The 22,045-nt window shown below is 71.6% G+C and carries 20 protein-coding genes and 1 tRNA gene; 3 read left to right on the forward strand and 18 right to left on the reverse strand.

All coding sequences use genetic code 11. The features are described from left to right. Positions 1 to 2 precede the first annotated feature (2 nt). The 13 genes from AB0I82_RS04400 to AB0I82_RS04460 all read right to left on the reverse strand — a co-directional run bounded on the left by AB0I82_RS04400 (position 3) and on the right by AB0I82_RS04460 (position 14,796). Entirely contained in the window at positions 3 to 647 is a 645-nt protein-coding gene (locus AB0I82_RS04400; protein WP_363255549.1) for a 1-hydroxy-2-methyl-2-butenyl 4-diphosphate reductase, read from the reverse strand. After that, positions 648 to 2,675, reverse strand: coding sequence for a squalene--hopene cyclase (gene shc / locus AB0I82_RS04405; RefSeq protein ID WP_363255551.1), 2,028 nt, complete (start codon positions 2,673 to 2,675; stop codon positions 648 to 650). 129 nt (positions 2,676 to 2,804) lie between these two features. Continuing rightward, a complete protein-coding gene (locus AB0I82_RS04410; protein WP_363255552.1) occupies positions 2,805 to 3,926 on the reverse strand; it encodes a polyprenyl synthetase family protein in 1,122 nt (373 codons plus the stop codon). Further along, positions 3,923 to 5,386, reverse strand: coding sequence for a hydroxysqualene dehydroxylase HpnE (gene hpnE / locus AB0I82_RS04415; RefSeq protein ID WP_363255553.1), 1,464 nt, complete (start codon positions 5,384 to 5,386; stop codon positions 3,923 to 3,925). The genes AB0I82_RS04410 and hpnE overlap by 4 nt, the downstream gene beginning before the upstream one ends. A 115-nt stretch (positions 5,387 to 5,501) precedes the next feature. Continuing rightward, a complete protein-coding gene (gene hpnD / locus AB0I82_RS04420) occupies positions 5,502 to 6,455 on the reverse strand; it encodes a presqualene diphosphate synthase HpnD (RefSeq protein WP_363255554.1) in 954 nt (317 codons plus the stop codon). After that, entirely contained in the window at positions 6,452 to 7,351 is a 900-nt protein-coding gene (gene hpnC / locus AB0I82_RS04425) for a squalene synthase HpnC (protein ID WP_363255555.1), read from the reverse strand. The genes hpnD and hpnC overlap by 4 nt, the downstream gene beginning before the upstream one ends. A 368-nt stretch (positions 7,352 to 7,719) precedes the next feature. Beyond that, positions 7,720 to 8,502 carry an ABC transporter ATP-binding protein gene (locus tag AB0I82_RS04430; protein WP_363256068.1) on the reverse strand — a complete coding sequence of 261 codons (783 nt, stop codon included), beginning with the start codon at positions 8,500 to 8,502 and terminating at the stop codon, positions 7,720 to 7,722. Positions 8,503 to 8,533: 31 nt separating this feature from the next. After that, on the reverse strand, positions 8,534 to 9,463 hold the full coding sequence (locus AB0I82_RS04435; protein WP_363255556.1) for an ABC transporter permease: 930 nt from the start codon (positions 9,461 to 9,463) through the stop codon (positions 8,534 to 8,536). A 97-nt stretch (positions 9,464 to 9,560) separates the two neighbouring features. Continuing rightward, positions 9,561 to 10,406 carry a glycosyltransferase gene (locus AB0I82_RS04440; protein WP_363256069.1) on the reverse strand — a complete coding sequence of 282 codons (846 nt, stop codon included), beginning with the start codon at positions 10,404 to 10,406 and terminating at the stop codon, positions 9,561 to 9,563. 44 nt (positions 10,407 to 10,450) lie between these two features. Continuing rightward, positions 10,451 to 11,230, reverse strand: a complete 780-nt coding sequence (locus AB0I82_RS04445) for a CDP-alcohol phosphatidyltransferase family protein (RefSeq protein ID WP_363255557.1) — start codon at positions 11,228 to 11,230, stop codon at positions 10,451 to 10,453. Then, entirely contained in the window at positions 11,208 to 12,272 is a 1,065-nt protein-coding gene (locus AB0I82_RS04450; protein ID WP_363255558.1) for an iron-containing alcohol dehydrogenase family protein, read from the reverse strand. The genes AB0I82_RS04445 and AB0I82_RS04450 overlap by 23 nt, the downstream gene beginning before the upstream one ends. Next, positions 12,260 to 12,997 carry a phosphocholine cytidylyltransferase family protein gene (locus tag AB0I82_RS04455; RefSeq protein ID WP_030253244.1) on the reverse strand — a complete coding sequence of 246 codons (738 nt, stop codon included), beginning with the start codon at positions 12,995 to 12,997 and terminating at the stop codon, positions 12,260 to 12,262. Before AB0I82_RS04455 ends, AB0I82_RS04450 begins: the two co-directional genes overlap by 13 nt. Then, positions 12,994 to 14,796: a DUF5941 domain-containing protein gene (locus AB0I82_RS04460; RefSeq protein ID WP_363256070.1), complete on the reverse strand. Its 1,803-nt coding sequence runs from the start codon at positions 14,794 to 14,796 to the stop codon at positions 12,994 to 12,996. Before AB0I82_RS04460 ends, AB0I82_RS04455 begins: the two co-directional genes overlap by 4 nt. Positions 14,797 to 15,051: 255 nt before the next feature. On the opposite strand from AB0I82_RS04460, the gene galE reads away from it, so the two are divergent. Both galE and idi read left to right on the forward strand, forming a co-directional pair. After that, on the forward strand, positions 15,052 to 16,062 hold the full coding sequence (gene galE / locus AB0I82_RS04465; RefSeq protein WP_363255559.1) for a UDP-glucose 4-epimerase GalE: 1,011 nt from the start codon (positions 15,052 to 15,054) through the stop codon (positions 16,060 to 16,062). 142 nt (positions 16,063 to 16,204) lie between these two features. Then, positions 16,205 to 16,816, forward strand: a complete 612-nt coding sequence (idi, locus tag AB0I82_RS04470; RefSeq protein ID WP_363255560.1) for an isopentenyl-diphosphate Delta-isomerase — start codon at positions 16,205 to 16,207, stop codon at positions 16,814 to 16,816. Here the strand turns inward: idi and AB0I82_RS04475 are convergent. The 3 genes from AB0I82_RS04475 to AB0I82_RS04485 form a co-directional block, all read right to left on the reverse strand. Further along, on the reverse strand, positions 16,791 to 17,288 hold the full coding sequence (locus tag AB0I82_RS04475; RefSeq protein ID WP_363255561.1) for an ATP-binding protein: 498 nt from the start codon (positions 17,286 to 17,288) through the stop codon (positions 16,791 to 16,793). The genes idi and AB0I82_RS04475 overlap by 26 nt on opposite strands. Positions 17,289 to 17,531: 243 nt before the next feature. Next, a tRNA-Met gene (locus AB0I82_RS04480) sits at positions 17,532 to 17,605 on the reverse strand. Positions 17,606 to 17,716: 111 nt separating this feature from the next. Then, positions 17,717 to 19,369, reverse strand: a complete 1,653-nt coding sequence (locus AB0I82_RS04485) for an ABC-F family ATP-binding cassette domain-containing protein (protein WP_363255562.1) — start codon at positions 19,367 to 19,369, stop codon at positions 17,717 to 17,719. A gap of 134 nt (positions 19,370 to 19,503) precedes the next feature. On the opposite strand from AB0I82_RS04485, the gene AB0I82_RS04490 reads away from it, so the two are divergent. Beyond that, positions 19,504 to 20,253: an enoyl-CoA hydratase/isomerase family protein gene (locus tag AB0I82_RS04490; protein ID WP_363255563.1), complete on the forward strand. Its 750-nt coding sequence runs from the start codon at positions 19,504 to 19,506 to the stop codon at positions 20,251 to 20,253. Between the two features lie 22 nt (positions 20,254 to 20,275). Here AB0I82_RS04490 and AB0I82_RS04495 read toward each other — a convergent pair whose 3' ends face one another. After that, the gene (locus AB0I82_RS04495) at positions 20,276 to 20,893 is read right to left on the reverse strand and encodes a DJ-1/PfpI family protein (protein WP_363255564.1); all 618 of its coding nucleotides are present in this window, start codon (positions 20,891 to 20,893) and stop codon (positions 20,276 to 20,278) included. A gap of 77 nt (positions 20,894 to 20,970) precedes the next feature. After that, complete coding sequence (locus AB0I82_RS04500; protein WP_363255565.1) at positions 20,971 to 21,942, reverse strand: GlxA family transcriptional regulator; 972 nt, start codon at positions 21,940 to 21,942, stop codon at positions 20,971 to 20,973. Between the last annotated feature and the right edge of the window lie 103 nt (positions 21,943 to 22,045).

Below are 22,045 nucleotides of genomic sequence, written 5' to 3' on the forward strand. Positions count from 1 at the left end.
GCTCACCTCCTGGGGAGCAGCAAAGAACGGTGCCATTCAAAGAAAACGGGAAGGACGGCACACAAGACACGGAAGGCCGATATTCCCCCGCGTATCGTGCCGATGCGGACGAGTTCGTGCTCTGGAGCGTCCACGACCACTCGGACGGCCGCAATGGGGCGGGGCCCGGCCCGCAGCGCGCTGCCGAGCGTCGCGGCGGATTCCATGTCCACCGCGACCGCTCCGGCGGCGTGCAGCGCGGTCCGCTCGGCGCCGCGTACGACGTGGTCGCTGCCGAGCAGCAGCCCGGAGTGCACGGTCAGGCCGCGCTCTTTCAGGGCCGCGACCAGCGGTGCGTTGTCGCGGCAGACGGCCTCGGGGCGGTCCGGCCGGTGCTCGCGGGTGGCGTCCGCGACGACCACGTCACCGGGGCGCATGCCCGGCGCGAGCCCGGCACAGAAGCCGCTGGCGACGACCGGTGAGGCCGCGGTGGGCGAGCCGGTGGCGAGCGCGGCGCCGATGGCCCGCTCCGCCGCCTGCGGGCCCATGCCCGTGCGGAGTACCGTGCCGGCCGGGCCGCCGCGCAGCGCGAGGCGCTCGATGCCGAGCGCGCAGGCGACCAGCAGCGGTGGCGGCGGGCCCGGGGACGGGCCGTCCGAGTCGGTCATCTAGGACCTCACGGCCGCTCCGGCCGGACTGCCGCCCAGATAGCGGCCGAGGGCCGTGAGCGGGAAGACCTGCCGGTAGAGGTGGTAGTTGATCGAGAAGTCCCAGGGGAAGCCGGTGCCGGTGAAGTACGGCTCGTCCCAGGAGCCGTCGGGGCGCTGTGTGGCGGCGAGGTACTGCACGCCGCGCTCGACGGCCTTGCTGTCCCGCTCGCCGGCCGCGAGCAGCGCCATCAGTGCCCAGCCGGTCTGTGAGGCGGTCGAGGCGCCGCGCCCGATCCACTGGCGGTCCTTGTACGAGCGCTGGTCCTCGCCCCAGCCGCCGTCGTCGTTCTGCACCGACTCCAGCCAGCTGACGGCGCGTCGGATCGCCGGATGTGAGGTGGGGATACCGGCCGCGACCAGCGCGGGCAGCACGGACCCGGTGCCATAGACGTAGTTGGTGCCCCAGCGGCCGAACCAGGCGCCGGTCGGGTCCTGCTCGCCCAGCAGCCATTCGATGCCGCGCCGGACGCGCGGATCATGGGTGGCGCCGACGTCCGCCGCCATCTCCACGACGTGCGCGGTGACATCGGCCGACGGCGGGTCGATGACCTCGCCGAAGTCGCAGAAGGGCAGCCGGTCGGGGAAGGGGCTGGTGTTGTCGGCGTCGAAGGCGCCCCACGCGCCGTTGCGGGACTGCATGCCGAGGTTCCAGCGCACGGCGCTGCGTACGGCGTCCTCGACGCGCTGCGGGTCCGGATGCTCGACCCGGCGCAGCGCGAGGACGACCTCGGCGGTGTCGTCGATGTCCGGGTAGTTGTCGTTCTCGAACTCGAAGGCCCAGCCGCCGGGCGGCAGCGTCGGCCGTCGGACGGTCCAGTCGCCGGGCCGGTCGATCTGCTCGTCCAGCATCCAGTCGGCGGCCTTGACCAGCTGCGGGTGGTCGCGGGGCAGTCCGGCGTCGGCGAGCGCGATGGTGGCGAGGCAGGTGTCCCAGACCGGGGACTGGCAGGCTTCGATCATGCGGACGGGAGCACCGTGACCGTCCTCGCGCCAGACGGCGAAGCGGTCCAGGGAGGCCAGGCCCTCGCGGAGCACGGGGTGGTCCAGGTCGTAGCCCAGCAGGTGCAGGGCGATGACCGAGTACACCGCCGGGGGCTGGATGCCGCCCCAGCAGCCGTCGTTCTCCTGCCGCTCGATGATCCAGCGGGCTGCGGTGCGCATGGCGCTGCGGCGCAGCCGGCGCGGCGCGACCTTGTGGTAGACGTGCAGCGCCTTGTCCAGGCGCTGGAAGACGCCGTCCCAGGTGGTGACGGGGGCGAGCGGCCGCGGTGGGTTCGGGTGCCGCGGGTCGGTGTGCAGCTCGTCGAGGGCGAACGGCGCGGGGCGCACGGGCCGGTGGGCCGAGACGATCGTCAGCGGGACGATGGTCTGCCGGGCCCAGCAGCCGAAGTCGTAGATGTTGAGCGGGAACCACTTCGGGAGGGCGATGAGCTCCGGCGGCAGGTCCGGCAGGTCCTCCCACTTCCACCAGCCGAAGAGAGCGAGCCAGATGCGGGTGAAGACGCGGGAGGCGGCGATGCCGCCGTGGTCGCGGATCCAGGCGGACGCCTTGGCCATGTGCGGGGCGTCGGGCGCGTCACCGGCCAGGCGGAGGGCGACATAGCCCTCGATGGTGGTGGAGAGCTCTCCGGGGCCGCCGTAGAAGCCGGCCCAAGTGCCGTCGTCGCGTTGCTCGCCGCGGACGAAGCGGGCGGCGGCTTCGGTGGTCTTCGGGTCGCTGACGCCCAGGAACTGGCGGAGCATCAGGTCCTCGGCGTCCATCGTCACATTGGTGTCGAGGTCGCCCTTCCACCAGCCGGCGGGGTCCTGGAGGGAGAGGAGGTATGCGGTGGCCCGGGCGGTCGCCTGCCGCGCCGCACCCGTCAGGTCGTCGGGCGCCGGGGGCGGGTTCGCGGGGCTCCGGTCGGTGGTCTCAGCGGTGGCATCGCTGGCCGCGGGTGCCCGGGACGGCAGTGCCCCGGTGCTTCCGTCGGTCGTCGCTGTCATGGCTTCCCCTTCTGCAGTGATCAAAGAAAAATGCATGGGGCTTCCGTCGGCCGGGGCCGGCTCCCGGTATGGCGTACCGGGGCGGCCGGCACCGGCCGGCGACTGCGAACTAGTTCGGTGTAATCGTGATCATCTCTTCCGTACGACGACGAAGTCCGCGAGGGCGGTCAGCTGACTGCGGACCTCTTCGGGCATATCGATCTCATCGAGTGCGGCGATCGCGGTGGCGTGCTGGCGGCGGGCCTCCTCCGAGGTCCACTCGCGGCCACCGGCCTCCTCGATGAGAGCCGCGCGGGAGGCGAACTCCGCCTCCGTGAAATCGGCGATCTCGGTCTCGCTCTTCTTGGCGTCGGCGGCCAGGATGCGGGCGAGCTTCTCGGACGCCGGGCCGCCCGCGTCCAGGGCGGCGACGACCGGCAGCGACTTCTTGCGCTGCCGCAGGTCGGACCAGGTCTGCTTGCCGGTGGACTCCGGGTCGCCCCAGATGCCGAGCAGATCGTCGACGGCCTGGAAGGCGAGGCCGAGGTGGTAGCCGTACTTCTCCAGGATGTCGGCGGTGCGGTCGTCGGCGCCGCCGAGCACCGCGCCGATGGAGACGGCGCAGGCCAGCAGCGCGCCGGTCTTGTTGCCCTCCATCTCCAGGCACTCCGCGACGGTGACCCGGTCGCGGTGCTCGTACGAGATGTCCTGGGCCTGGCCGTCGATCAGCTTGCGGGTGGCGGCGGTGAGCCGGCGGGCCGCGCGCCCGGCGTCCACGGTCCCCAGCTCCAGCAGTATTTCGTTGGCAAGAGCGAAGAGCGCATCGCCGACCAGGATGGCCTGGGCCGGCCCGTGCACCTTCCATACGGTGTCGCGGTGGCGGCGCTGCTCGTCGCCGTCCATGAGGTCGTCGTGCAGCAGCGAAAAGTTGTGCACGAGCTCCACGGCGACGGCGCCGGGGATGCCCGTCTCGGGGGCTGCGCCCGCGGCCTCCGCCGAGAGCAGGGTGAGCGCGGGGCGTACGGCCTTGCCGCCGTCGCCCGCCGACGGCGCTCCCGCGGCGTCGATCCAGCCGAAGTGGTACGCGGCTACGGTGTCCATGGGAGGCGCGAGCCGGTCAACGGCGGCCCGCAGCACCGGAGTGGCGAGCCTGCGCCCGCGCTCCAGGAGTGCGGTGACGCCCTCGGTGTCGATTACTGGGGAAGCCGGATTCACGGTTTCTCCTCTGTTTCCGGTGCTCGTGCTCGTGCGAGCGCGCGTACTCGTATTCATGCCGCCTCCTGGGGCAGTGATCCCTGGGGGAAGCCGAGTTCGGTGAGTGCCTCGCGGGCGGCACTGATGCCGCTGCGAACAGCGCTTTCCATGGTCGCGGGCCACCCTGTGGCGGTCCACGCACCGGCCAGGTACAGGCCGGTGGACTGAGTGCGGGCGGCGGCGCGTAGACGGCCGACGCCCGGTGCGGGTGCGAACGTCGCGGTGCGTTCGCGGGTGACGAAGAAGTCGCGGACCTTCGCGCCGCGCGCGGCGGGCAGCACGCGGGCCAGCTCCGGGAGGTACCGCTCGCGCAGCACGCCCACCGGCAGGTCGATCTCGTCCTGCGCCGCGGACTGCGAGACGGCGAGGTACTGTCCGCCGCCCTGCAGCCCGGACGCCTCCGTGCGGTCGAAGACCCACTGCAGCGGCGAGCCGAGCGTCGCGAAGAACGGGCGGCGCAGGACCTTGCGGTCGTAGAGCACGTGCACGTTGAGGATGGGGGCCGTACCGATGTCCAGCAGCCGGTCCGGGCGGTCCAGCGCGCCGGGCGGCAGCAGGCCGTGCGTCTCGCGCTGCGGCAGGGCGAGTACGACTGTGTCGGCGGCCAGCTGCTCCTGGCTGTGCGGGCCGTTCTCGACGGTGACCTGCCAGCGCTGCTCGTCGGTGCGGATCACGGCGGTGGCCCGCGTACGGGTCTCCACGCGCACCCCGGCCTTCTCCAGCGCGGCCCGGGCGAGGGTGTCGTGGACCTCGCCGAGCGGGACGCGGGACCAGCCGATGTCGGCGGCGCCGGGGTCGGAGAGGAGGCCGGTCTTGAAGACCATGGCGGCGAGCCCGGCGGAGGCGTCACCGGCGCGGGCGTTCAGCGTGGCGACGCCGACCAGGTCCCACAGCGCCTCGACGGCGCGCGGCGACTGGCCGTGCCGGGCGAGCCAGCTCGCGAAGTCGATGCGGTCCAGCGCGGGGTCGGCCGGGTCCAGGCTCTTCAGGGCGAGCGCGGCGCGGCCCACGGAGGCGCGCTCGGCGAGCGAGAGGTGCGGGTAGCCGGCCAGGCTCGCGGCGAGGTGCAGTGGTACGGGCAGGGCGGTGCGGCGCAGCCGGCCCAGGCGCATGCCCGCCGCGGCGCGCGCCGGATCGGCGTCCAGCACCGGCACGTCCATCCGGTCCTGGACCGGCATCAGATGCGCCCCGCCGACGCGCTCCAGGAAGTCCGTATAGGCGGTGCAGCAGCGCAGGTACACATGCTGGCCGTTGTCCACGCTCAGCTCGCCGGCCGCGGAATCGCGACGGAAGGAGAAGGCGAGCCCGCCGAGGCGCGGCCGCCCCTCGACAAGGGTGACGCGCAGCCCCGCATCGGCGAGCGCGAGCGCCGCGGTGGTCCCCGCGAGGCCACCCCCGACGACAACCGCGGTGGCGCCCCCGTCTCTGGAGGCGCCCGCGGCGATGTGCGCGGCCGGCCGTGTGTCGGCGGAAGTCATGCGTCCTCCCGGGATGCCGCTGTCATGGACGCAGCATTACCCCGCTGGGTTGCCCGGCACTCGGGCGTCCGCACGCCGCGTACCTGCACAGACGCGCCCCAGTTCGCTCCGAGTGTCATGCGCGCCTCCTGTCCGCCTGGCGGCGGCCGATTGCTCGGGCGTCGAGGCCGGAGAGGCCGCGGACGGCGACGAATGCCTTTTCGTGGCCGGGCAGCGAGACGCGACCGCGCAGCACCGCCTCGGGGTCGTCGGCGATCCGGCGCAGCAGGCGGTGGTAGATCCCGGCCATCGCGGCGACGCAGGCGCCGGAGCGCCGGTCGAGCATGGGCAGCAGCCGGAAGCCCTCGGCGAAGAGAGCGAGCGCCCGGCGTACTTCGAAGTGGACGAGGCCGGCGAAGTCCGCGCCGGAGGGCGGGACGGAGCCGTGGAAGCCCGCGGCACAGCCGAACTTCTCCAGATCCTCGGCGGGGAGGTACGTACGGCCGTTGGCCGCGTCCTCCCGCACGTCCCGGAGGATGTTGGTCAGCTGCAGGGCGAGCCCCAGCGTATTGGCGTACTCGGGGGCTCGGTCGGCCTCCGGCGCGCCGGGCACGGTGCCGAACACGCCGAGCGAGAGCCGCCCGATGGCCCCGGCGACGCAGCGGCAGTACGCCTTGAGGTCGTCCCAGGTCTCGTACGTCTCGCCGTGCACGTCCATCAGGACGCCGTCGATCAGCTCGTCCAGGCCGTCCAGCGGCAGCGGGAAACGGCGCGCGGCGTCCGCGAGCGCGACCGCCACCGGGTCGGTGTCGTCCTCGGCGACCCGGCCGTCCCTGATGCGGGCCAGCAGTCCGCGGGTGTCCGCGAGCCGCTGCTCCTTCTCGGCGGGCGCCAGCGCGCCGTCGCCGATGTCGTCCACCCGGCGCGAGAACGCGTACAGCGCCGACATCGCCTGGCGCTTGTCGACGGGGAGCAGTCTGATCCCATAAGCGAAGTTGCGTGCCTGCTGCCCGGTAACGGCCTCGCAGTAGCGGTACGCAGCGAGCACCGGCGCGGACGCGTGTGTACTTGCCTCCACGGTCCGACTCACCCCTCTCTTCGCAGTGTCGCCCCTACCGCGCGCAGCAGACTGAGCTTGCTGGGCTTGGGCGGTCCAGGGAGGACGTCGTGATCGGCGGCCGCCACCGCCTGGAGAGCGGCGCGTCCGCCGGCTACGAAACCGGCGAGCAGCAGCTTGAGTCTGCCGTGGACGCTACCCACCAGCGGGGCACCTTCATTCAGCAGGTCATGGGCGCGTTCCGCCTCGAATGCAACCAGCGCGCGCGCCTGTGCGCCCCCTGCCGGAGCAGCCAGGTCGGTTTCCGCGACGCCGAAGCGCTTCATGTCCTCGGCGGGCAGATAGATGCGGTCCCTCCGGAGGTCCTCGGCGACATCCTGGATGTGCTCGACGATCTGGAGGGCGGTGCAGATGGCATCCGAACGGCGGACCCGCTCGGGCGTGGTCGTGCCCGTGATGCCCAGAACCAGCCGGCCCACGGGGTTGGCGGACAGTTCGCAGTAGTCCAGCAGATCCGCGTAGCTCTCGTAACGGCTGACGCGCTGGTCCTGCCGATTGGCTTCGATCAGCCGCTCGAACGGCTCGGGGCTCAGCCCGCAGCGGCGCACGGTGGGGCCGAGGCGGCGCATGAGGGGGTGCCGGGGACCCGGCGCCCGGTCGCTGTAGACCCGGCGAAGATCGGCTTCCAGCGCGTCGAGCATGGCGAGCCGGTCCCCGGCCTGCGAGCGGTCGAGGCCGAGCAGTACCGCGTCGCCGCCGCCCGGCGCGAGGTCGCCGTCGCCGATGTCGTCGACCAGCCGGGCGAATCCGTAGACCGCCATCAGGTCGGCGCGCCAGGCGCGGGGCAGGAAGAACGGCGCGACGGGGAAGTTCTCGTGCGCGGCCTTGTCCAGAACGGCGCGCTCGGGCGCGACAGGCTCCGGGCTCACCGGAGGCTGCCCGGCGCGTTCCGGAGCCGGAGAGATCCCGTAGCCATTGCCGTCACGTCTCCCGTTCTACACCGCCACGCTAAAACTTCATATTTCGGACACGCCGCACGCGCAGCCGGTCCGATCAAGGCGCTCATCGCCGCCGTCGGACCATTTTGCCCGACTTGTACCACATGTGCCGTTCCGCACCCGTACAGCTTACGCCGTACATCTCACGCTCGTCCGAGTGGGTACCGAACCGCGAAGCAACGATCCGGACAACTCCACCAGGCAGGGCAACTGTTCCTGCTGCGGCCGGAGTTGACCATTTCTTCAACATCGAAGGCCCCCGCGCCCGGACACGCGGGGGCCTTCTCTCCAGGTACGGGCTACTTGCCCGTTTCCTTCTCGTACGCCTTGATCACTTCGTCCGTGGGGCCGTCCATCAGGAGCTCGCCCTTCTCCAGCCACAGCACCCGGTCGCAGGTGTCCCGGATGGACTTGTTGTTGTGGCTGACCAGGAAGACCGTGCCGGCCTCCTTGCGCAGCTCCCGAATGCGGGCCTCGGAGCGCTTCTGGAACTTCCGGTCACCCGTCGCCAGCGCCTCGTCGATCATCAGCACGTCGTGGTCCTTGGCCGCGGCGATGGAGAACCGCAGCCGGGCCGCCATGCCCGAGGAGTACGTGCGCATCGGCAGGCTGATGAAGTCGCCCTTCTCGTTGATCCCGGAGAAGTCGACGATGTCCTGGTAGCGCTCGCGGACCTGCTCGCGGGTCATGCCCATGGCCAGCCCGCCCAGGATCACGTTGCGCTCGCCGGTCAGGTCGTTCATCAGCGCCGCATTCACGCCCAGCAGGGACGGCTGGCCGTGCGTGTAGACATGGCCGCGCTCGGCCGGCAGCAGGCCTGCCACCGCCTTGAGCAGCGTGGACTTGCCCGACCCATTGGTGCCGATCAGGCCGATCGACTCGCCCCGGTAGGCGGTGAAGGACACGCCCTTGACCGCGTGCACCTCGCGCACCCCGGTGGAGGGCTTGCGGCGGATGATCCGGTTCAGCGCGGCGGTGGCGCTGCCCCGGCCCGCGCCCGAGCCATAAACCCGGTACACGATGTGCAGATCGTCGGCGATGACGGTGGGGATGCGCTCCTCGGCGGCGGCTGCGTCCTCCACCGCGGGCTGTTCGAGTTCGGTGTTCTGCTGCTCAGCCACGGCCGTACCGCTCCTCCGCCTTCCAGAAGTACACAAAGCCCGCCAGGCCCATCACGACCGCCCAGCCCAGCGCCAGCGCCCAGACATGGGTCGGCAGCTGCTCGTACGTGAAGGAGTCGATCAGCGCGAAGCGCACCAGGTCGATGTAGACCGCGGCGGGATTCACATCCAGCAGGAAGTGCACGAAGCCGGGGACGGGCTTGCTCTTCATGATCTGGTCGATGCTGTACATCACGCCGGACGCGTACATCCACGTCCGCAGGATGAACGGCATCAGCTGCGCCAGGTCCGGGGTCTTGCTGCCCAGCCTTGCCATGATCATGGCGAGCCCGGTGTTGAAGATGAACTGCACACACAGCGCCGGGATCGCCAGCAGCCACGACCAGCCGGGCACCTGCCCGAACGCCAGCAGGATCACCACGAGCACGCCCATGGAGACCATCAGCTGCTTGAGCTGCATCAGGCAGAAGGAGATCGGCAGGCAGGCGCGCGGGAAGTGCAGCGCCCGCACCAGGCCGAGGTTGCCCGAGATCGCCCGCGTCCCCGCCAGTACCGAGCTCTGCGTGAACGTGAAGATGAAGACGCCCGTCACCAGGAACGGCACGAAGTCCGGCACGCCCCGGCTGGTGCCGAGCAGCAGGCCGAAGATCAAGTAGTAGACCAGCGCGTTCAGCAGCGGCGTGGCCACCTGCCACAGCTGGCCCAGCTTCGCCTGGCTGTACTGGGCGGTCAGCTTGGCGCTGGAGAACGCCGAGATGAAGTGGCGCCGCCGCCACAGCTGACGGACGTACTCCGGCAGGCTCGGCCGGGCGCCGCTCTGCGTCAGCCCGTACTTCTGGGCCAGCTGCACCGGCTTGAGCCCGCCTTCGGGGGCCCGCGGCGCATTCATGGCGACCGCACTGTCGTGCCTGGTCTCGCTCACAGTTGACACTTTCGTCCTCAAGGTGCGCTTCCCACGGGGTGCCACAGGCTCTGGTACCCCCGGGTCGCGCCGGATGCTGCTCTCCGACCCGAGCTTGTCAGATGACCGGCGGACGGCCCAGTCGGGTCAGGCGCCACACGGTACGCCACTTCATGGGGCGCCTGGGGCCGCATGAAGTGGTCCAGCCCTCCTTGAAGCCGCCCAGCCAGGCTCGCAGGCCCGGCAGGGACGGGCGCCTGGCCAGCGTCAGCAGCAGCCATACGCCGAGGTAGACCGGGACCAGCGGCGCCGGCAGGTTGCGGCGCGCCAGCCACACCCGATTGCGCGCCACCATCCGGTGGTAGACGGCGTGCCGGGTGGGCGCCACGGTCGGGTGCAGCAGGACCATGTCGGCGCGGTAGTCGATCATCCAGCCCGCGTCCAGGGCCCGCCAGGCGAGGTCGGTCTCCTCGTGCGCGTAGAAGAAGTCGTCGGGCAGCCCGCCGACCTCGTCGAAGACCTTCGTGCGGACCGCGTTCGCGCCGCCGAGGAAGGTCGTGACGCGCGAGGAGCGCAGCGGGTCGGCCACGCGCAGCCGCGGTACGTGGCGGCGCTGGGTCTCCCCGGTGTCCGGGTCCGCGATGCGGAAACTGATGATCCCGAGCGCAGGGTCGCGGGCGAACGCCTCGCGGCACAGCTCGGCGGTGTCCATGTTGGCGAGCAGGCCGTCGTCGTCCAGGAAGAGCAGCACGTCCTTGTCGGCGCCCGCGGGGCCGAACGCCTCGATGCCGACGTTCCGGCCCGCCGGGATGCCGACGTTCTCCGGCAGCTCCACGGTCCGTACGCCCTCGGGCAGCTCCGGCAGCGGCGAGCCGTTGCCGACGACCACCACCTCGACCGCGTCGCCGTGCTGCTTGGCGACGGAGTCGAGGAGCGCGCGCAGCTCCTCGGGGCGGTTGCCCATGGTGAGGACAACCGCGCCGAGCTTCAGGTTCTGTGGGGGGTGGGTCACTTGAGCCTGCTTGAAGCCAGGATGGACACGAGGTGCAGCAGCGTCTGGAGGAGCGCGATACCGGCCAGCACGGCGACGCCGAGCCGCGAGAAGAACAGGTCGTCCCTGACCGCGTCCAGGACCGCCAGGACCAGGATCAGCAGCGACGCCTCGATCCCGAGGATCAGCCGGTGGAACTTGAGCGCCCCGGCGGCCTTGCGGGCCAGCGCCATGCCGGACGAGCGCGGCTCGGACGCCGCCTCCTTGACCGGCGGCAGCCCGCCCTGATGCCGGGCGACGCCGACGAGGTCGGTCTCCGCCTTGATCAGGATCGCGCCGAGCGCCGCGAGGGTGCCCAGGAAGGCCCAGAGCCAGTCGATCCGCCCGGAGCCGAACAGGTCGGCGGCGCGCAGGCCGAAGCCGACGAGTACCGCGGCGTCGGTCAGGTAGGCACCGACCCGGTCCAGGTACACGCCGCCGAGCGAGTACTGCTTGCGCCAGCGGGCGATCTCGCCGTCGACACAGTCGAGCAGCAGGTACAGCTGGACCGCGACGACGCCGAGCACGGCCCCCCACACCCCCGGCACCAGCAGTGCCGGGGCGGCGAGGACGCCGCAGACGGTCATCAGGTAGGTCAGCTGGTTGGGCGTGACCCGTGTGTTCACCAGGTGCCGGTCGACGCGCAGCGAGATCTCGCGCATGTAGAGCCGGCCGCCCCAGTGCTCACCGCTCCGCCGGTCCTTCACCCCCTCCGGGTGAACGACCGGCCGGAGTTCAGCTACCGATGGTTTTGGCATAGTCGGCGTATGCGTCCCTGATCTGATCGGTGGACAGGTCCAGGTGTTCGAGGATCGTGTAACGGCCCGGCCTGGTCTGCGGGGCGTACTCCACGACCTGGACGAACTCGTCCACGGTGAAGCCGATCTCCTCCGGCAGGACCGGAAGGCCGTGCCGGCGCAGCACCTCCGCCATGTACGCCGACTCCTCGCGCGCCCCGCGCAGATGCATCGCGAAGGCCGCGCCCAGGCCGCACTGCTCGCCGTGGCTGGCAGCGCGCTTGGGGAAGAGCAGGTCGAAGGCGTGGTTGATCTCGTGGCAGGCGCCGGACGCCGGACGCGAGTCGCCGGAGACGGACATCGCGATACCGGTGAGGACCAGGCCCTCGGCCAGCACCTGCAGGAAGCCGTCGTCGCCGACGCCGCCGGGGTGGCGCAGCACGGCCTCGCCCGCCTGGCGCGCCATCGCGGCCGCGAGGCCGTCGATGTCCTCGCCGCGCTCGCGCGCCGCCAGCTCCCAGTCGCGGATCGCGGAGATGTTGGACAGCGCGTCGCCGATACCGGAGCGCACGAAGCGGACCGGGGCCTCGCGGATGATGTCGAGGTCGATGACGACCGCGATCGGGTTCGGCACGCCGTACGAGCCGCGGCCCGCGTCGTTGTCGAGGGTGGCGACCGGCGAGCACAGGCCGTCGTGCGACAGGTTCGTCGCGACGGCGACCAGCGGCAGGCCCACGCGCGCCGCGGCGAACTTGGCGCAGTCGATGATCTTGCCACCGCCGAGGCCCACGACCGCGTCGTAGCGCCCCTTCTTCTTCATGGCGTCGGCGAGCTTGATGGCGTCGTCGAGCGTGCCACCGTCCACCTCGAACCACTCGGCGCTGGGCAGCGCCGGCGCGAGCCGCTCACGCAGCACCGCGCCGGAGCCACCGCTGATGGCGATGGCGAGCTTGCCGGACGACGAGATCCTCTGGTCGGCGAGGACCCCGGCCAGGTCGTTGAGCGCCCCCGGCCGGATGTCGACGACGACTGGCGAGGGGATGAGCCTCGTCAGTACTGGCATGCGATTTCACGGCCCTTCGCGAGGTCGTCGTGGTTGTCGATCTCGACCCACTTGACGTCGCCGATCGGGGCCACGTCGATCCGGAAGCCGCGGTTCACGAGCTCCTGGTAGCCGTGCTCGTAGAACTGCTGCGGGTCCGCCTCGAAGACCGTCTTCAGCGCGTCGGCCAGCTCGTCGGCGGCCTCGCCCTCGATGAGGGTGACGCCGATGTACTCACCGGTCGCCTCGGCCGGGTCCATCAGCTTGGTGATCTTCGTCATACCCTTCTCGGGGTCGACGACGACCTTCATCTCCTCGTCGGCCAGGTCCTTGACCGTGTCCAGCGCGAGGATGATCTTCTTGCCGTCGCCGCGCGCGGCGAGCAGGGTCTTCTCGACGGAGACCGGGTGCACGGTGTCGCCGTTGGCAAGGATCACGTCGTGCTTGATCGCGTCACGGCCGCACCACAGGGAGTAGGCGTTGTTCCACTCCTCGGCCTTGTCGTTGTCGATCAGCGTCAGCTTGAGGCCGTACTTCGCCTCCAGCGCCTCCTTGCGCTCGTACACGGCCTCCTTCTTGTAGCCGACGATGATCCCGACCTCGGTCAGGCCGATCTCCGCGAAGTTGCCGAGGGTCAGGTCGAGGATGGTGGTGTCACCGTCGACCGGCACCAGGGCCTTGGGCAGAGTGTCGGTGTAGGGACGCAGACGCCGTCCGGCGCCGGCCGCCAGCACGAGGCCGATCATGCGGGTTCTCCTTCGTCGTGTACGGCGGGTGCATTCGAGGACACCCAGAAGCGGATGCTCTCGATGAGCACCAGCAGCGCCAGGGCCCCCGCGAGGACCGTGAGCGCGATTGTGAAACCTGAGGTGGGCAGTGCGGCCGCGGCGATCGAGACCACGAGGGCACGGCCCTCGTGTCCGCCGGTCGCCCGCACCAGAGAGCGCGGAGGCGCGCCGCTGCCGCCGCGGATGCGGTACACCGTGTCGTAGTGATGGTAGGCGACCGCGGCCACCAGCCCGAATGCCGCCGGCAACGCTCCGTTCACCTCGGAACGGGCCGCAATCACCAGAATCGCGACGTATTCCCCGACGCGGAAGAGGGGCGGCACGAGCCAGTCCAGCGCGCCCTTGAGGGGACGGGCGACGGCCAGGCCGGAGAGTACTGCGTAGACCAGCGCGGCAACACAGAGCCAGGGGCTGCCCCAGCCGGTGAACGCGGCGGTGGCGATCATCACAGCGGCGCCGGCAGCGGCGATCACGGGCGCCGCGAAGCCGGGGAGCTTGCGCGCCGCGCCCTTGAAGGCGGCGGCGAAGCCCTCGGCGAGCGGCCCGGAGTCGCCGAGGTCGGCGAGGGCCTGCGCGGCCCGGTCGGTACGGCGCGCGCGGCGGGTCAGCGAGCGCAGCACCCGGCCCGCCGTGGTGTAGCAGGCGGCCAGCGCGCAGCCGATGAGCAGCACCCAGAAGACGATGCGGGGCGTCGAGACAGCCGTGAGGACGGCGATCAGGGCCCAGCGCTCGCCGATCGGCAGCACGATCATCCGGCGGGCCCAGACCGTCCAGCCGACGCTGTCGAGCTTGTCGGAGAGCGCCGCGGTCGGGCTGGTGTTGGCGGTGGCGTCGTGGTTCGCCTCGTTGAAGGAGAAGTCGACGACGTGCCGGACCGTCTGCAGCACCATCGCGCCGAGCGCCAGCGCCCATACGTCGTCGCCGCCGCGCGCCGCGCCCAGCGCCAGGCCCGCGTAGTACGCGTACTCCTTGGCGCGGTCGAACGTCGCGTCCAGCCAGGCGCCCATCGTCGAGTACTGCAGGGAGTAGCGGGCGAGCTGCCCGTCGGTGCAGTCCAGGACGAAGGAGAAGAGGAGGAGCAGGCCCGCGGCGATGAAGCCGCCGCGGGTCCCGGTGGCCGCGCAGCCCGCCGCGATCAGCGCGGTGAGCAGGGACGCGGTGGTGACCTGGTTGGGCGTGAGGCCGCGGCGGGCGCACCAGCGGGCGATGTAGCGGGAGTACGGGCTGATGCAGTACGTCGTGAAGAACCCGTCCCGGGACTTCACGGCGGTCCGCAGGCGCACGGCCTCGTCGTCCACGGCGCTCACCGCGGCCCGCGCCTCATGACGCTGCTGCGCGCCGGAAGGTACGGAAGCGACCAGCGAGCCGAGCTCGGGGCGGTGCACCGATACGCCCTCGGCGTCCAGCGTCTCGGCGACGGCGTCCGGGAGCGCGTCGGCTTCCGGAAGCGCGTCGGCGGAGCCCGCCGTGGCGAGCGCCCGGGTGAGCGCGGCGCGCGCCTCCGGCTGCGCCGTGAGCGCGCCGGTGACCGCGGCGGCCGGGAAGCGCGGGTCGGTCAGCGCCAACCGCAGGCTGTGCAGATGGCCGACGAACCGGGGGTCGACCAGTGCGACCCGCCGGCCTGCGGGAACCTCGGCCAGGAGCCGGGCCGCCTCGGCGGCGTCGGCCGCGCTGCGGACATCGAAGCCCAGCTCGCGCAGGTCGCCTTCGAGCGACGACCCGGCGACCGGCGCACCGGTGAGGATTGCGGTCGACAGACGAATTCACTCCCTGAATGCTGGCAAGGCCGCCGGCCGGTCCGCATTCGGTACGAACTACCCGGGCAGCAGTCGTGGCACACCTCGGTCCCCGGAGGGGTCGGTGGCACGTCGGCAGAGGTTATCGGATCGCCGGATGCGGCCGTTCACCACGCATTCACCGGGCGGTGGCCGTCCGGCGGTGGCGTCTGCCGCGATCATCATGGTCGATCTTGCCGTCGATGAACAACTGCGGCCCTGGTTAGGGTGCCGGTTATGACATGGCTGATCACAGGTGGGACGGGTTATATCGGCGCGCATGTGGCGAGGGCCATGGTGGCGGCGGGGGAACGGGTCGTCGTACTGGACGACGTCTCCAGCGGATTCCCCGAGCGGCTGCCCGCGGGGGTGCCCCTCGTCCGTGCTTCGGTACAGGACCGTGACGTGGTGGACGCCACGCTCGCGGAGCACGGCGTGACCGGCGTCATCCACCTCGCCGCGAAGAAGCAGGTCGGTGAGTCGGTGGAACAGCCGCTGACGTACTACCGGGAGAACGTGCACGGGCTGACCGTGCTGCTGGAGGCGGTGGCGGCGGCCGGCGTGCGGCGCTTCGTCCTCTCCTCGTCGGCGGCGGTGTACGGGATGCCGGATGTGGACCTGGTCACCGAGGACACCCCGTGCCTGCCGATGAACCCCTATGGCGAGACCAAGCTCGCGGGCGAGTGGCTGGTGCGCGCCGCGGGCCGGGCGCACGGCATCGAGACGGCGTGCCTGCGGTACTTCAACGTCGCGGGTGCGGCGGCGCCGGAGCTGGCGGACGTCGGGGTCTTCAACATCATCCCGATGATGTTCGAGAAGGTCACGGCCGGTGAGCCGCCGCTGATCTTCGGCGACGACTACGACACCCCCGACGGCACCTGCATCCGGGACTACATCCACGTCGAGGACCTGGCCGACGCACACGTCGCCGCCGCACGGCGGCTCACGGGCCAGGACGGCCCCGCGGACCTCACGCTCAACGTCGGCACCGGCCAGGGCGTCTCCGTACGGGAGATGGCGGATCTCGTCCTCGGGATCAGCGGCCGCTCGGACCTGGCGCCCGTCGTCAAGGGGCGGCGGGCCGGCGACCCGGCGCGGGTGGTCGCCTCCTGCGAGCTGGCCACCAAGGAGCTGGGCTGGCAGGCGCGGCACGGCATCGACGCGATGGTCGCCTCGGCCTGGGAGGGCTGGTGCCTGCGGCACCCGGAGGCACTCGGTGCGGTGGGGGACGGCGCCCGGTCCGTCTGAGCCGGCGCGCGGCCCCTGCTGCGCGCTGTGCCTCACGCTGCGGGTTCTGCCACGCCGCACACGAGGCGCCGCCGTACGTCTGATACGGGCGCTACTAGGGCAGACTTGACCATCGAGGACCGAGGAATCACAAAGGATGGGCATGCCGATCACACCTGCCAACGGACAGACCACCGGGACCGCCGCGATGACGGCGACGGACACGGCCGACGAGCCGATCATGCTGGAGTTGGTGGACGAGGACGGTAGAACGATCGGCACGGCGGAGAAGCTCGCCGCCCATCAGGCACCCGGGCAGCTGCACCGGGCCTTCTCCGTTTTCCTCTTCGACGAGCAGGGCCGGCTGCTGCTGCAGCGCCGGGCACTGGGGAAGTACCACTCCCCCGGCGTGTGGTCCAACACCGCCTGCGGCCACCCGTATCCGGGCGAGAAGCCGTTCGCGGCCGCTGCCCGGCGCACCGCAGAGGAGCTGGGCCTCGCCCCGTCGCTGCTCGGCGAGGCCGGCACCGTGCGCTACAACCACCCGGACCCGGAGTCCGGGCTGGTCGAGCAGGAGTACAACCACCTCTTCGTGGGCCTGGTCCGGGACACTCCGCAGCCGGACCCCGAGGAGGTCGGGGAGTACGCCTTCGTGACGCCGGACGAGCTGGCCCGGCGGCACGCCGAGGCGCCGTTCTCGGTGTGGTTCATGACCGTGCTGGACGCGGCGCGCCCGGCGATCCGGGAGCTCACAGGGACGACGGCGGGCTGGTAGGCGCCGGCACACGGGCGAGCGGCAGTTCGGCCCAGACGACCTTGCCGCCGCTCACCGTGTGCTCCACGCCGCACTTCCCGCCCGCCTCCGTCGTGATCATCTTGATCAGCCAGAGGCCGCGGCCGCCGAGGTCCTCCTCGTCGGCCTCCAGTGCCTTGGGGCGGTAGGGGTGGTTGTCCTCGACGGCGACCCGCACCCAGTCCGCGCCGACCGCCAGCTCGACGGCGATCTGCGGGGAGAGCAGGGCTGCGTGCTGCACCGCGTTGGTGACCAGCTCGGACGTGATCAGCAGCAGGCCGTCCACGATGTCGGGCCCCGCCGGCACGCGCCGGTCGCGGAGCAGATCCCGTACCGCGTGCCGCGCCTGTGGCACCGAGGACTCCAGTGCCGGAGCGGTGAACCTCCAGACACCTTCGTACGCGAGCGGGGCCGTCAGCTCCTCAGGGGGTTCGGCTGGGGGTCCGGAAGGCATCCTCACCCTTCGAGTGTTGGGAATCCCATCGTCCGGACTGGCCTGCTGACAAAAAGTCAGCACTTATCGACAGCTTCCGACCGCTTTTCTGCGTGGCGATCACGCCGGGGATCGACTCTGCCCCTTTTGTTCTTGTTCAAGAACTGCCGGGAAGAGATGCCTTTTCTCCCGCTTCGCCCCCGGCGCATACAGCAGAGGCCCCTTCCCGGAGGAAGGGGCCTCTGACACGCACTGTTGCGTCAGTAGCGGGGACAGGATTTGAACCTGCGACCTCTGGGTTATGAGCCCAGCGAGCTACCGAGCTGCTCCACCCCGCGTCGGTGAACACAACCTTACGGGTTCCGTGCCACAGGGCCAAATCCATTACCGGACGCCGTACGGCGGCTTCCGGTCAGCGCACTCGACGGGCCGTGCGCCGGGCTGCGCGCTCAGCGCTCGGCGACCCGCCCGTCCGCCACCTCGATCCGCCGGGTGGTATGCACCGCCTCCAGCAGCCGGCGGTCGTGGCTGACCAGCAGCAGCGTGCCGTTGTACGACGCGAGCGCCGACTCCAGCTGCTCGATCGCCGGGAGGTCGAGGTGGTTGGTCGGCTCGTCCAGTACGAGGAGGTTCACCCCGCGGCCCTGCAGGAGGGCGAGCGCCGCCCGGGTCCGCTCCCCCGGCGACAGCGTGGCCACCGGGCGCAGCACGTGACCGGCCTTGAGCCCGAACTTCGCCAGCAGCGTCCGCACGTCCGCCGGCGCCATGTCGGGGACGGAGCGGCGGAAGGCGTCCAGGAGCGGTTCGCCGGCCGCCTCCGGACGCTGGAAGAGCTGCCCGCGGGCCTGCTCGATCTCCCCGACGACCACGCCGGGCCCCAGGTACGCCTGCCCCTCGTCCAGCGGGAGGCGGCCCAGCAGCGCACCGAGGAGGGTGGACTTGCCGGAGCCGTTCGGGCCGGTGATCGCGACCCGGTCCGCCCAGTCGATCTGGAGGTCCACCGGGCCGAAGCGGAAGTCGCCGCGCTTGAGGCACGCGCCGCGCAGCGTGGCGACCACCGCTCCGGAGCGCGGCGCCGCGGCGATCTCCATCCGCAGCTCCCACTCCTTGCGCGGCTCCTCGACGGCGTCCAGGCGCTCGATCATGCGCTGCGTCTGCTTGGCCTTGGCTGCCTGCTTCTCGGTCGCCTCCACCCGCCCCTTTCGGGCGATCTTGTCGTTGTCCGTGGCCTTCCGGCGGGCGTTCTTGACGCCCTTCTCCATCCAGTTCCGCTGGAGATGGGCGCGCGCCTCCAGGGACGCCTTGGTCTCGGCGTACTCCTCGTACTCCTCGCGCGCGTGCCGCCGCGCCCGCTCGCGCTCCTCCAGATACGCGGCGTACCCGCCCCCGTAGGTGTTCACCTGCTGCTGCGCCAGGTCCAGTTCGACCACCCGGTCCACGGTCCTGGTCAGGAACTCGCGGTCGTGGCTGACCAGCACGGTCCCGGCGCGCAGGCCGGTGACGAACCGTTCCAGCCGCTCCAGGCCGTCCAGGTCCAGGTCATTGGTCGGCTCGTCGAGGAGGAAGACGTCGTACCGGGAGAGGAGGAGGGAGGCGAGCGAGGCGCGGGCCGCCTGGCCGCCGGAGAGCGCGGTCATCTGCTGGTCCAGGCCGACCGCCAGGCCCAGCTGGGCCGCGGTCTCCTCGGCCCGCTCGTCCAGGTCGGCGGCGCCGAGCGCGAGCCAGCGCTCCAGGGCGGCCGCGTACGCGTCGTCCGCGCCCGGCTTCTCCTCGACCAGCGCCTGGGTGGCCTCGTCCAGGGCTTGCTGGGCCGCGGTCACACCGGTACGGCGGGCGAGGAAGTCACGGACGGACTCCCCCGGTCGCCGCTCGGGCTCCTGTGGGAGGTGGCCGACGGTCGCGGTGGCGGGGCTCAGCCGCAGGTCTCCCTCCTGCGGGGAGTCCAGCCCCGCGAAGAGCCGCAGCAGCGTGGACTTGCCCGCTCCGTTGGCACCGACCAGCCCGATCACCTCACCGGGCGCGACGACGAGGTCGAGCCCGGAGAAGAGCGTCCGGTCGCCGTGCCCGGCGGCGAGATTCTTGGCAACGAGGGTGGCAGACATCAGACCGCCGATCGTAGCGGCGGGACGGGCAGGGGGCGCGCGGATATTGGGGCGGCGATACAGGGCCGGGCGTGGTGGTGATCACGCTCCTGCGGCCGGGACGCGGCCGGTCCTGCCGCTCTACGATCCCCACCATGACCCCAGGGCTCAGTACGCGCGTCAGCGACGGCACGGCGATCGTCACGATCAGCAACCCCGCCAAGCGGAACGCCATGACGGCCGACATGTGGCGGGCGGTGCCCGAGCTGGTGGGCCGGCTGGCCGATGACCGTTCCGTACGCGTACTCGTACTGACCGGCGCGGGCAACACCTTCTGCGCGGGCGCGGACATCGGGTCGCTGCGGGAATCGGGGGACGAGAACCGGGGCCTCGCACAGACCGCCGAGGAAGCGCTCGCCGCCTTCCCCAAGCCGTCGCTGGCCGCGATCCGCGGTTACTGCGTGGGCGGCGGCAGCCAGCTGGCGGCCGCCTGCGACCTGCGGTTCGCCGAGGAGGGCGCGCTGTTCGGCATCACGCCGGCGAAGCTGGGCATCGTCTACCCGGCCGCGTCCACCCAGCGGCTGGTGCGGCTGGTCGGCCCGGCGACCGCCAAGTACCTCCTGTTTTCGGGTGAGTTGATCGGCTGCGAGCGGGCGCTGCGCACCGGGCTCGTGGACGAGGTACTGCCGGAGGGCGAGCTGGACAAGCGGGTCGCGGACTTCTCCGCCGTACTGGCGAGCCGGTCGCAGCTGACCCAGGCGGCGGCGAAGGAGTTCGCCGACGGCCCCGCCGACGACGCGCGCATCGCGTACTGGGAGGAGCAGGCGCGCGGCAGCGGTGACACCGCGGAGGGCGTCACCGCCTTCCTGGAGCGCCGGGCGCCGCGCTTCGAATGGACGGTGTGAGCGCCCGGTAAGCCCACGTGGCTCAGCCGACGCGCAGCGCTTCGACGATCGCGGCCGGGGCCTTCTCCGGCGAGCCGCTGTCGTACGGGGGCTGCGGGTCGTACTCGATGGCCAGCTGGACCGTCTGGGCCAGCTCGTCGCCGCCCAGCCGGCCGAGCAGGCTCAGGCCCATGTCGATGCCGGACGACACCCCGGCCGCCGTCACGTACTTGCCGTCGAAGACGACCCGCTCGCCGGTGGGTTCGGCGCCGTACTCCTTCAGCCGGTCGAGCGCGAGCCAGTGAGAGGTGGCGCGCCGCCCCTTGAGCAGTCCGGCGGCGGCCAGCAGCAGCGACCCCGTACAGACGGACGTGGTCCAGGTGGTGGCGGCGTCGACGGTCCGCAGCCAGTCGAGCAGCGCGTCGTCCGTCAGCACCGCGGACAGGTCGGGTCCGCCGGGCACGACCAGGATGTCGGGGCGCGTCACCTCGTCCGGCGTCGCTTCCGCGACCATCGCCAGCTGCCCGCTGTCGTTGCGCACGGGTCCGGTCCGCCGGGCCACGAACACGGTCTCGGCGCCCGGGAGCCCCCGCAGCGTCTCGAAGGGCCCGATGGCGTCGAGTGCGGTGAAGCGGTCGTAGAGAAGGATGGCGATCTGCATGGCTGTCCCTTCGGAGGGTGCTTCGGAAGGCGGTTCAGAAGGCGTTTCGCAAGGTGTGGGGCGCGCGGTCTGTTGGGTCACGCGGTCTGCTGGTGCGGCCGGAAGCGGCGCCGGTACTCCGCCGGGCCGGTGCCGAGTGCGCGCATGAAGGCACGGCGCATGGCTTCGGGAGTGCCGTAACCGCAGCGCCTGGAGACGCGTTCGACGCCGTCGGTGGTGTCCTCCAGGAGCCGGCGCGCGGCCTCCAGCCGGACTCTGTCGACATAGCGACCTGGCGTCATACCGACTTCGTCGCGGAAAGCGCGGGCGAAATGGCGAGGTGAGAGGCCGCAGCGGGCAGCCAGCGCGTCCACCGAGAGGTCGGCGGCCGGGTGCTCGGTGATCCAGTGCTGCACCTCGCGCAGCGGGGGGCGCTCCGCGGTCTGCGCGGCGAGCTGGGCGCTGAACTGCGTCTGATTGCCGGGCCTGCGCAGGAAGACGACGAGATGGCGGGCGACGGTCAGCGCGACGTCCCGGCCGAGGTCCTCCTCCACGAGGGCCAGCGCGAGGTCGATGCCCGATGTGACGCCGGCGGAGGTCGCCAGGTCGCCGTCCCGGATGAAGATCGGTTCGGGGTCGACCTCGACGCCGGGAAAGCGGTCGGCCAGCTCGTCGCTCAGGGCCCAGTGGGTGGTGGCGCGGTGACCGTCCAGCAGCCCGGCGGCGGCCAGCAGGAACGCGCCCGAGCACACCGAGACCATGCGGCGGGCCCGCGGCGCCTCCGTACGCAGCCGGTCGACGAGCCGTGGGTCGGGGTCGTGGGTGCCCGGCCCGCCGGGCACGAGGAGGGTGTCCGGGGGCGCGGCGTCGGCCAGCGCGAGGTCCGGGGTGAGCCGCAGGCCGCTGGAGGTGCGGGCCGGTCCGCCGTCGAGCGTGGCGGTACGGATCCGGTAGGCGCCGGGCACGCAGAGGTCGGCGCCCGCGAAGACCTCCAGCGGGCCGGTGACGTCCAGGCTCTGGACGTCGTCGAAGAGGACGACCAGTACGTCTCGTACGTCGTGCGGTGGCATGAGGCCATCCTGGGCGCGCAGCCGGATGGCGGCAATGACGACTTTCCCACCTTTCCTGCCATGCGCCGGGTCCTGCCCCCGGCCTACCCGACATACCGACGGG

The sequence above is a fragment of the Streptomyces sp. NPDC050315 genome, assembly GCF_040655775.1.
Lineage (GTDB): Bacteria > Actinomycetota > Actinomycetes > Streptomycetales > Streptomycetaceae > Streptomyces.